The organism is Roseibium sp. (assembly GCF_025698965.1).
Taxonomy (GTDB): Bacteria; Pseudomonadota; Alphaproteobacteria; order Rhizobiales; family Stappiaceae; genus Roseibium.
Window position 1 is genome coordinate 1 of record NZ_JAILWL010000205.1, and the last position, 10,974, is coordinate 10,974.

Here is a 10,974-nt window from a genome sequence, read left to right on the forward strand (position 1 = left end):
TCCCCGTTCCTTGACGATGGCCCGCTCCAGCTGCGGCATGCGCGCAGCTGGTGTCCCGGGACGTGGTGAAAACGGAAATACATGAAGATGCGTCAGGCCGCATTCGTCGACGATCTTCAGGGAGTTCAGAAACATCTCTTCTGTTTCTGTCGGGAAACCGGCGATGATATCCGCACCAAAGACCACGTCCGGGCGCATGTGCCGAACCTCTTCGCAGAACCTGATCGTGTCCGCCCTGAGATGCCGTCGCTTCATCCGTTTCAGGATCATGTCATCACCGGCCTGCAGCGACAGGTGGAAATGTGGCATCAGGCGCCCGTCGTCGGCAATCACCCTCATGAGATCGTCATCCGCCTCGATGGAATCGATGGAAGAAAGACGCAGCCGCTTCAGCTCCGGCACCATCTTCAGGATTTTTGCCGTCAATGTGCCCAGCTTCGGCGCACCCGGGAGATCCGCACCATAGGAAGTGATATCGACACCGGTCAGGACGATCTCGTTATAGCCGTTATCAACCAGTCGTTTGATCTGATCGATCACAACACCCATCGGTACGGATCGCGAATTTCCGCGCCCGAAGGGAATAATGCAGAAAGTGCAGCGGTGATCGCAGCCATTCTGAACCTGTACAAAGGCACGCGCGCGCCCGGTCAGACCATCAATCAGGTGTCCTGCGGTTTCCTCAACGCTCATGATGTCGTTGACGCGAACTCTTTCCGTTTCTGAAATACCGAACGCAACCACGTCCTGGTAGGACTTGCGCTCAAGTTTTTCCGTGTTCCCGAGCACCAGGTCGACTTCCTGCATGGATGAGAAGGTCTCGGTTTCGGTCTGTGCAGCGCATCCTGTCACAATAACCCGAGCATCCGGATTATCGCGCTTGGCCTTGCGTACGGCCTGGCGGGCCTGACGAACCGCTTCGTTTGTGACTGCACAGGTATTGATTAAGATTGCATCCGTGAGACCCGCGGCTTCCGCTTCGCGTTTCATCACTTCCGACTCATAAGAATTGAGCCGGCAGCCGAATGTGACGACGTCGATACTCATGACCCGGTTCCGGCCTCCAGCGGCGCATCGCCATCCGCAGTCTTGCGCCAGGCGAGTGTATCGACATCGACTTCACCCTCGAATTCGATCTCGGTCAAGCCTGTCATCAGGACATGATTGTCACGTTCGCGCCACTCAATACCAATCGGGCCGCCCGGCAGATGGATCGTGGTCCTGCGACCGGCCTTGCTGTCGCGGGCGGCGGCGACACCGACGGCGCAGGCAGCAGTCCCGCAGGCCAGCGTCAGACCAACGCCGCGTTCCCAGACCTTTACCCGGATCTGGTCTTCGTCAAAGACATGCGCCAGGGAAATATTGGCAAATTCCGGGAAGATCGGATGACGCTCCAGTAGCGGTCCAACGCGCTCCAGCTCATAACCCTCGACATCATCCACCCAGAAGATCGCATGCGGGTTGCCCATATTGACGACAGCCGGCGTGTGCAGGATCGGATCGTCAATCGGCCCGACCTGCAGCTCAATGGCACGCGTATCGGCAAACTCTTCAGCAAGTGGGATCTGGTCCCACTCCAGGCGAGGCTCCCCCATATCGACCGTGATGCAATTCGGACCGGGCGCATCGAAGGCGTGCAACAGACCGGCACTGGTCTCGATGGTCACCAGATCCTTGCCGGCTTCTTCCATCAGGAGACGTCCAATGCAGCGCGTCGCGTTGCCACAGGCACTGACCTCACCGCCATTTTGGTTGTGAATGCGCATGAATGCATCAACGCCCAGTTTCGAACGCTCAACAGTGATCATCTGGTCGAACCCGATACCATTTTCCCGGTCGCCCAATTTGGCAATGGCTTCATTGGACAGGTGCAGCGGTTTCTCCCGCGCATCCCAAACCACGAAATCATTGCCGAGACCATTCATCTTCAAAAAGGGTCTGGTTTCAGACGCCATACCGGTGCACTTCTGTTGAGGTTGATTGGAAACTGATCGATGTTTCACGATCATTTGCCTCTATATGGCGGATTTCTTGGCAAATTACCAGATCCCTCGCCATCTGCCCGACAATTCCCAAGCAAGCACCTGGCTGTGACGCCGGTTACATCGGCGTTACGCCGAATTGACGTAAGGTCTTATTTGAAATTGATATTGAAAGGAATTTCAAAATGCCTGACGTCAGCGAACAGCAAGCACAGCGATTGATAGCCTTTGCGACCGAACGGCTCGGCCGCCAGGAAGGAAACGGCCAGTGCTGGACGCTGGTTGATAACGGCTTTGAAAATCTTGGATTTCACAAACCAGCTGCGACCTACAATTGGGGGCGCACAATCGATCAATTGAGCGGTGCCCGTCCGGGTGACGTCTTCCAGTTCCGCAATTTCCGGGTCACGACCCGCACCGAGAACGATGATGGCTGGCAGGAAGAAACCCAGTCGAGAGGTGATCCGAGACACACTGCGATCCTTCAAAGTATCGACGCCGACGGAGTGGCGACCTTTCTGGAAGCAAACGTCAATGGAAGTTTCAGTGTTCAGCGAAACACCTTCCGTGTCCGCACTGCAGATACGGAAGACGGCAATGGCGGTCGCACGACCGTGCGTATCAGCGGGACGTTCACAATCTACAGACCACAGAGTGAAGAAGAGTAGACCGGCACACCAGTCCGGCCACAGGTTCAATCAGGCTTCAATACTGCGTCAGGTGCGGATATTCATGATCGCGCCTGGACCTGATCTTGCCAGGAGCAGGCGCATGTGTTCCGGTGCGACAGCGACACACCCTTCGGTCGGGCTGTATCCCTCCCGCGCAACGTGAAAGAAGATCGCACTGCCCTTCCCCTTCACCACGGGATTGATGTTGCAATCGAGCACGACAACGATGTCGTAAAGCCGGTCGTCACGCCACATTTTTTCATGACTTGCTGCAAACGGCAGCCTGACCGGTCTGTTATAGAGCCTGTGCCCCGGGTCATCACACCATGCCGACAACGGAGTGAGCGGTTCGAGAGGTAATTGCGTCCTAGGTGGCAGACCCTTGTCCGGACGATAGTAGACATGAAGCAATTCGAACCGGCCTGACGGGGTACCGCCATCGCCTTCTTTTTTCCTCGTCAGGATGCCCGACCTGCCAAGTGCACACGGAACCGTGATCTCGCCGAGACGCAGCATTCCCTTGGTTTTGTCACGCGGCAACGCGTGAACATCAAGGATATCCGCCGGTTTTTGATCATGGGTCATTTTGGGATACGCTCGTCCACCAATGAAGAAAAGAAACTTTGATAAACCAGCTTTAAACCCCGCGTGAAGAAGAATTGACGAACCATGGCTTGTATGGCGAGAATTTCCCACGCACATAGAGGCAGGAACACGCATGTGTAGATTGCACAAGTTGGCGTGATCATTTTGAGACTTGGCGAGGACCGCGACCATGACCGCCCGCACTATATTGATTGTCGACGACGATAACGAACTGCGTGAAGCGCTGGTAGAACAGCTCTCTCTTTACGACGAATTCGAAACCATCCAGGCGGATTCAGCAACATCCGGCATCGGCCTTGCCAAGGACGAACATGTCGATCTGTTGCTGATGGATGTCGGCTTGCCGGATATTGACGGCCGGGAAGCGGTCAAACTGCTGCGCAAGAACGGCTTCAAGGCACCGATCATTATGCTGACCGGTCATGACGGCGACAGCGATACCATTTTAGGCCTGGAAGCCGGTGCCAATGACTATGTCACCAAACCTTTCAAATTCGCCGTATTGCTTGCCAGGGTCCGCGCCCATTTGCGCCAGCACGAACAGAGCGAAGACGCCACATTCGCCATTGGTCGCTATTCCTTCCGCCCTGCTGCCAAAGTGATGCAGGACGATGGAGGCTCAAAAGTACGCCTCACCGAAAAAGAAACCTCCATACTCAAGTTCCTTTATCGGGCCGGGGAGAAACCGGTCACCCGCGACGTGCTTCTACATGAGGTCTGGGGATATAATTCCGGCGTTACCACCCACACGCTTGAAACCCACATCTACCGTTTACGGCAGAAAATCGAACGCGATCCGTCCAATGCCGAACTTCTGGTCACAGAAGCCGGTGGATATAAGCTTGTGCCATAACGGGTAATCAGCGTAAATCTTGGGCATGAGCCTTGCCCAAGATATAGAGATTCTCAAACGGATCCCCCTGCTTTCAGACTTTCAGGACGATCAGCTGCGGCTGCTCGCCTTTAGTGCTGAAGGCATGGAATACAATGGCGGTCAGCGCTTGTTCGACCAGGACGAACGCGCTGACGGCGGCCTTGTCATTACCAGCGGCACCGTCAGTCTGAAGACAAGAAGCCAGGACGGATTTGAAGAGGTGGACCAGGTCGGTGAGGGCACCCTCTTGGGCGAAACGGCATTACTTGCCGAAAACAGACGCCCCTGCCGGGCAGAAGCCGTAGGACCGGTACGCATCATCCGGATCCGGCGGGCACTGTTCAAACGCATGATCCAGGAATATCCCGAGCTGGCCAGACGTCTGTTCGAGCAACACGCCAGCCGATATCAGCAAACCATCGCCGCGTTGCGCCCTATAGGCGAAAAGATGGGGGAGCTTGAACAGCTCAACGCCGAGCGGCGGGTCAGGAACGATACCGAAGAAGAGACCTGAGGCTGGAGGTTAGGCTAGCTGCGGTCCTTGTCGCGAAACACCTCAAAAACAGCCGCCGTGTCAAAAGTCTCGGGGAGTTTCGCATTCGCAGTTCTGTAAACGGCACTGCTGGCCTGGAACAATGGTGCGAAGACATCGTTGATCTCGATGCTTTCTCCAATGATCTCAAGATCTTTTTTGAACATTCGAAGGCTTGCCGACGGTGGTTCATAGCCACCTGATATCATCAACGGCATGCGAAGATCGGACATGCGCGACTGCCCGGCACCGCTGCTCAGCATCCGATAGACTGTTTCGCGGTCGAGACCGAGTGCATCGGCATAATTCAGGGTTTCTGCTGCAGCGGTGTTATGAACGGCCACGGCATGGTTGGCGACGAATTTCATGCGCGTACCGTTGCCGAAGGCTCCGGCATTCATCACCAACCGGGTAAATTTCTCCAGCAATGGTCTGACTGTCTCGATCGACAGCGCCTCACCTGATGCCATCATGACCAGGTCGCCCTCAGCCGCTTGCGCGCCCGTTCCGCTGACCGGACAATCAAGAAGTATTGCACCTTTGTCTTCCAAAGCCGTGCGTGCTTCTTCCTTGTCCTTTATCGAAAAGGTTCCCGTTTCAACGACGATCTGACCTGGAACAACAAACTCTTTCAACGTTTCGCAGACCGCTGCCAGGACTTGCGGCGAAGCCACCGAAAGAATGACCAGCTCACAGTCGGCAATCCAGTTGCCCGGCTTTTCGAACGACTGGCCACCGGCTTCCCGCAAGCTGGCTCTTGCTGTTGCAGAGGGATCAACTCCAAGGACCAGTTCACCCGACTTGATCAGGTTCCGGGCATAGGCCCCACCCATGATCCCCTGGCCGATGATTGCTATCGCCATGAATTATGCCTCCCCGCGGTCCCTCCCTGCACACCCGGCAGGGATCACTTTGTCAACCTTATCAGGTTCACTCAACAATGGAGGCTTATGAAACTACGAACATGCGTGACCTGAGACACACAACAAAAAACCCGGCACACCGGTGCCGGGTTTTTAACTCGGTCGCTTCCGCAGGAACTCAGACCCAGGGACGGCTTTCGCCCAGCTTGTCCTCGAAAGTGTCGATCTGCTCGGATTTGGCCATTGTCAGGCCGATGTCATCGAGGCCATTCATCAGGCAGTGCTTGCGGAAATGGTCGATCTTGAACGCGATGTCGCCGCTTTCCAGCCCCTGGATCTCCTGGTTTTCCAGATCGATCGTCAGAGTGAAATTGGAACCGCGCTCTGCTGCGTGCAGCAGGGTTTCCAGTTCATCTTCGGAAACTTCAATCGGCAGAATGCCGTTCTTGAAACAGTTGTTGTAGAAGATGTCGGCAAAGGATGTCGAAATCACGCAACGGATCCCGTAATCGAGAAGTGCCCAGGGAGCATGCTCACGGGAAGATCCACACCCGAAATTGTCGCCGGCGATCAGGATCTTGGCGTCGCGGTAGGCGGCCTTGTTCAGAATGAAATCCGCATTCTCGGAGCCATCATCATGAGTACGCATTTCATGAAACAGCGCCGTACCGAGGCCGGTTCGCTTGATCGTCTTCAAGAACTGCTTCGGAATGATCATGTCCGTGTCAATGTTCACGATCGGCATGGGTGCCGCAACACCGGTCAGGGTTTCAAACTTTTCCATTATTCCCTCTCCTGAAAAGTCAGCCGAAGCCGTTCACCTCAAGCCGCAAGGCTTGTGGTCTGATCGACACCGAGCATTAGATTGAGATTCTGGACGGCAGCGCCGGATGCACCCTTGCCCAGATTGTCATAAACCGCAATGATCGCGGCTTGCGCGCGGGAATCATTGGCAAAAACGTGAAGCCGCAGTCGATTGGTATCGTTGACGGCCTGCGGGTCGAGGTCTTCAGAACGCTCCAGAGCCTCAAGCGGAGCAACCTCGACAAAACCGTTTGCAGTCCCGGCAAAGTGATCCGCTAGCGCATTGTGCAGCTGCTCGCCTGTCGGCACCTTGTCCAGCTTGCCAAGGTTCAGCGGTACGACCGTGAGCATGCCCTTGTAGTAGTTGCCGACGGTTGGCGCGAACAGCGGCGTTGTCTCAAGCAAGGCATATTCGGTCATTTCCGGCAAATGCTTGTGATTGAAGCCCAGCGCATAAGGCGCAAAGACATTGGCGCTGGTGCCCCTGTCCTCATAATCCGCAATCATGCCCTTGCCACCCCCGGAATAACCGGAAATGCCGTGATAGTTGATCGGAAAATCAGCCGGCAGCAGATCCGCAGCGATCAATGGGCGGACGGAGGCAATCAGACCTTGCGGCCAGCACCCTGGATTGGCGACGCGCATCGCGGCCGCGATGATGTCACCCTGATCGGCGTCCATTTCCGCAAAGCCATAGGCCCAGTTTTCCGCGACACGATGGGCGCTGGAAGCATCGATCACGCGTGTGGTGTCGTTTTCGATCAGAGCCACGCTTTCCCTGGCCGCCGCATCGGGCAGACACAAAATGGCAACGTCTGCCTTGTTGAGATAGTCGGCCCGGGCCGCCGGGTCTTTCCGGCTCTCATCCGGAATGGAGATCAGCTCAAGATCGCGGCGCATGGCGAGGCGCTCGCGGATCTGTAAACCCGTCGTGCCAGCTTCACCATCAATGAATACGCGCGCAACCATCGCCCGCTCCTCTCCTCTTGAACGCAACAGCGAATGAATGAAATCGGATGCGTCATACACCCAATTCCATCGCTTGTCACCGCTGCGGACAGCTAGAAGAGCTCAACGGGCCATTGAGTGATACTCATCATTGGGCCGCATGTCCGTTGCCGCAGCCACCCGGTTCGTCATGTTGAAGAACGCGGCCACGGAGGAAATATCCCAGATATCCCGATCGCTGAACCCTGCGTCCCGCAGGGCCTGCCGGTCGCTTTCCAGGATCTCTGCCGGCTTTTCGGTCAGCTTGATGGCGAAATCGAGCATCGCCCTTTGCCGGTCGCTCAAGTCTGCGACCCGATAGTTCATCACCATCAGTTCACCCAGGACCGGATCACCTGAAAGTTCGCGAACCGCGGCCCCGTGTGCCGTCAGACAATAAAAACAATGATTGACGGAAGATACCGCAACGGCAATCATCTCTCGCTCAAGTTTGGAGAGACCGCAATCCGCCAGCATGAGGTCGTTATACATGTCCGTGAAGGCACGCAATTTCGTTTCGTCGAAGGCATAGGCTTTGAGCACATTGGGCACCAATCCCAGCTTTTCCTCGCACAAATCGAAATATGCCTGTGTTTTATCACTTAATGTTTCAATTGAATCGATTTGCAAGGCCGTGACTTTACTTGACAATTTGGTCCTCCCGTCATGAAAACTTCTATGTCGCGGAAATTAAGAACGAAGGTCCTTGATCTATAGATGAGTTTAAGATGGCAATTGAAGTGACAAAAGCCCGCAAGGAAGCATTCTGGCGTTTCTTGCCTGCTCACCCCCGAGCAACGAAGCTGCGTATTGACGTCATTTCAAGTTCCGTCAGCATTGATTGGCATGCACTTTTGATGAAACGCGGGGAACCGGACTACTCAAACCGTCTCCCACGTCCAGGCGTCCAACCTTAAGAACGCACTGCCTCAAGCCATTTTAATCTCTTTTACGGGTCTTTGACCTACCATGCGATAGAACCAAACCTATGATCGCCCAAAGGGGATAAAAATGCCGGACAAACACGACGTCGAGAAAATCAAACTCATCGACGCAGTCCACGCAAACCTGAGTGAAAAAGATCCCGCCCTGGCCGAGTTCTCCAGAGCCTTTTATGACAGGGCCGCCGCTGAAGATCTCGTTGCCTACAATGCCGAAGAGCTGACCGGGTTCGTCCGCGAAGCGTGGCAGCATTTTCAGAACCATGAGCTGGGAACGCACCGGGTAAGCATTTCAGATCCCTCCTTCAAGACGAAGGGCAAAAAGATCAATGGGCTGTCCGTCATTGAAATCGTCAATGACAACATGCCTTTCCTGGTCGACTCGGTGATGGACGAATTGCAGGAAAGCAAGCTTGAAGTCCACCTTGTCCTTCATCCGATCTTCATCGTGGAACGTGACGAAAACGGCAAACTCGACTCGGCCATTGCCCGCAAGAAACCGCCAAAGCGCAAGGACCGGCAAGAAAGCCTGATCCATATTCATGTAACGCGTATCGATTCTGAAGAAGCCCGGGAAGCGCTCAGACTGCGGCTGGACACGGTGCTGAACTCGGTCCGGTCCGTGGTCACCGACTTCAAACCGATGCAGGAACGTCTTGCGGAAGCAATCGATACCTACAAGACAACGCAGATCCCGGGCAGCAGCGACGAGCTTTGGGAAGCGATCCATTTTCTTGAATGGATGGAAAGAGACAACTTCATTTTCCTCGGGATGCGCGAATACAAGTTCGACGGCGGTGTCGAGGAAGGTGAACTCTCTCCGCATGAAGGCACTGGCCTGGGTCTGTTGACCGATCCGGATGTGCGTGTCCTGCGGCGGGGATCCGAATTCGTCCAGATCACTCCGGAAATTCGCGAATTCCTGATGAAGCCGGAGCCGCTCATCATCGCCAAGGCGAATGTGAAGAGCAATGTTCACCGCCGGGTTCACATGGATTACGTCGGCGCCAAGCTTTACGACGAAGACGGAAACATGGTCGGCGAGTTACGCATTGTCGGCCTGTTTGCATCAACGGCCTATACCGAACCGACCAGCACAATTCCGTTCCTGCGCCGAAAGGTCGCCAGCGTTCTGGCCCGCGCCGGCTATGGTTCGGAAAGTCACTCCGGACGTGCGCTCAAAAACGTGCTGGAAGCCTTTCCGCGCGACGAACTGTTTCAGATCGAGCGCGAACGGCTCTACGATTTTGCCATTTCGATCCTGCAGCTGGACGAACGTCCTCGTATTCGCGTGCTCTCGCGCCCGGACCGGTTCGACCGTTACGTCTCCATTCTGGTCTTTGTTCCGCGGGATCGCTATTCGACGGAGGTCCGTCTCAATATCGGCACCTACCTGGCCAATATCTATGAAGGCCGCCTGTCTGCCTGGTACGTGACTTATCCGGAAGGCCCGCTTGCACGGGTTCACTACATTATCGGCCGCGACATGGGCGAAACTCCCAAACCGGAGAAGGAAGAACTCGAAGCCGCCGTCGCCGACATGGTTCGCTCCTGGTCCGACAGCGTGCGCGATGCCCTGAACAAGGAATTCGCAGCACCTCAAGCCCGTAAGCTGGCCGACCGCTACGCCCTGTCCTTTCACGGCGGTTACAAGGAAGTTTACAGCGCCCAATCAGCTCTGTTCGACATCGTCAAACTGGAGACGCTGTCAGATATTCACGACACGACCATCACCTTCCATCGCCCCACGGACACCCAGGACAACCGGCTCTCGCTGAAAGTCTATCATTGCGGTTCGCCGATTCCCCTGTCGGCACGTGTTCCGCTTCTGGAAAACATGGGCTTCAAGGTTATCAACGAGCGGACATACAGGGTGACACCGGCAGGTGCGCCGCTCTCTTATCTTCACGAGATGACATTGGAAGCCAGATCCGGTGAGATCATTGATTTTACCGACCAATTGCAGTCGCGGCTTGAAAGCATGTTCATGGCCGTCTGGACCGGCAGGGCGGAAAATGACGGTTACAACCGCCTCGTCCTGACGGCGGATCTTGCCTGGCGGGACGTCGCCGTGGTGCGGGCACTGTCGAAATACCTGCGCCAGGCCGGCATTCGTTTTTCGGAAGACTATATGTGGTCGACCCTCAACAATTATCCGAACGTCGCGGCAAAGTTGGTGGAGCTGTTTCACCTGCGATTCAATCCCGACGTCACGGACAAGGATCGGGACCTGGGAACGGAGCGCTTGCAGGGAGAGCTGACGGCGGATCTGGAAGACGTGTCCAGCCTCGACGATGACCGCATTCTACGCCGGTTCCAAAATGCGATCGAATCGGTTCTGCGCACCAACTTCTATCAACTCGACGACAGAGGTCAGCCGAAACCGACATTTGCGTTCAAGATCGACAGCCGCAGCATCGACGATCTGCCGCAGCCGCGGCCCTTCCGCGAAATCTTCGTTTATTGCCCGCGAGTCGAAGGTGTTCACCTGCGTTTCGGCATGGTTGCCCGCGGCGGCCTGCGCTGGTCTGACCGGCCGCAGGATTTCCGGACCGAGGTCCTTGGCCTCGTTAAGGCGCAACAGGTGAAAAACGCGGTGATCGTTCCCGTGGGCGCCAAGGGCGGTTTTGTACCCAAGCAGCTTCCACCGATGAGCGACCGGGAAGCCTGGTTCAAGGAAGGCACGGAAAGCTACAAGATCTTCATCAACGCTC

The 10,974-nt window shown here is 55.7% G+C and carries 11 protein-coding genes; 4 read left to right on the forward strand and 7 right to left on the reverse strand.

Translation table 11 applies throughout. The annotated features are described in order from the left end of the window. A partial coding sequence (gene mtaB / locus K5905_RS16965; RefSeq protein ID WP_297585952.1) for a tRNA (N(6)-L-threonylcarbamoyladenosine(37)-C(2))-methylthiotransferase MtaB occupies positions 1–1,047 on the reverse strand: 1,047 nt, incomplete at its 3' end. After that, positions 1,044–1,955 carry a diaminopimelate epimerase gene (dapF, locus tag K5905_RS16970; RefSeq protein WP_297585955.1) on the reverse strand — a complete coding sequence of 304 codons (912 nt, stop codon included), beginning with the start codon at positions 1,953–1,955 and terminating at the stop codon, positions 1,044–1,046. The genes dapF and mtaB, both read right to left, overlap by 4 nt. A gap of 212 nt (positions 1,956–2,167) precedes the next feature. On the opposite strand from dapF, the gene K5905_RS16975 reads away from it, so the two are divergent. Then, on the forward strand, positions 2,168–2,650 hold the full coding sequence (locus K5905_RS16975) for a hypothetical protein (RefSeq protein ID WP_297585957.1): 483 nt from the start codon (positions 2,168–2,170) through the stop codon (positions 2,648–2,650). 48 nt (positions 2,651–2,698) lie between these two features. Here K5905_RS16975 and K5905_RS16980 read toward each other — a convergent pair whose 3' ends face one another. Then, positions 2,699–3,238, reverse strand: a complete 540-nt coding sequence (locus K5905_RS16980) for a L,D-transpeptidase family protein (RefSeq protein ID WP_297585959.1) — start codon at positions 3,236–3,238, stop codon at positions 2,699–2,701. Positions 3,239–3,428: 190 nt separating this feature from the next. Here K5905_RS16980 and K5905_RS16985 point away from each other — a divergent pair, with 190 nt between their 5' ends. After that, entirely contained in the window at positions 3,429–4,112 is a 684-nt protein-coding gene (locus K5905_RS16985; RefSeq protein WP_297585961.1) for a response regulator transcription factor, read from the forward strand. A 25-nt stretch (positions 4,113–4,137) separates the two neighbouring features. Next, on the forward strand, positions 4,138–4,647 hold the full coding sequence (locus tag K5905_RS16990; RefSeq protein WP_297585963.1) for a Crp/Fnr family transcriptional regulator: 510 nt from the start codon (positions 4,138–4,140) through the stop codon (positions 4,645–4,647). A 14-nt stretch (positions 4,648–4,661) separates the two neighbouring features. Here the strand turns inward: K5905_RS16990 and K5905_RS16995 are convergent, their stop codons facing one another. The 4 genes from K5905_RS16995 to K5905_RS17010 form a co-directional block, all read right to left on the reverse strand. Next, the gene (locus tag K5905_RS16995) at positions 4,662–5,528 is read right to left on the reverse strand and encodes an NAD(P)-dependent oxidoreductase (protein WP_297585965.1); all 867 of its coding nucleotides are present in this window, start codon (positions 5,526–5,528) and stop codon (positions 4,662–4,664) included. A 178-nt stretch (positions 5,529–5,706) separates the two neighbouring features. Then, complete coding sequence (leuD, locus tag K5905_RS17000; protein ID WP_297585966.1) at positions 5,707–6,312, reverse strand: 3-isopropylmalate dehydratase small subunit; 606 nt, start codon at positions 6,310–6,312, stop codon at positions 5,707–5,709. A 38-nt stretch (positions 6,313–6,350) separates the two neighbouring features. Then, positions 6,351–7,301 (reverse strand): N-acetyl-gamma-glutamyl-phosphate reductase, encoded by a 951-nt coding sequence (gene argC, locus K5905_RS17005; RefSeq protein ID WP_297585967.1) that lies wholly within the window; start codon positions 7,299–7,301, stop codon positions 6,351–6,353. A gap of 102 nt (positions 7,302–7,403) precedes the next feature. Next, positions 7,404–7,970, reverse strand: a complete 567-nt coding sequence (locus K5905_RS17010) for a peroxidase-related enzyme (protein WP_297585969.1) — start codon at positions 7,968–7,970, stop codon at positions 7,404–7,406. 360 nt (positions 7,971–8,330) lie between these two features. On the opposite strand from K5905_RS17010, the gene K5905_RS17015 reads away from it, so the two are divergent. Beyond that, positions 8,331–10,974, forward strand: a 2,644-nt coding sequence (locus K5905_RS17015) for an NAD-glutamate dehydrogenase domain-containing protein (protein WP_297585971.1), incomplete at its 3' end; no start/stop codon positions are given.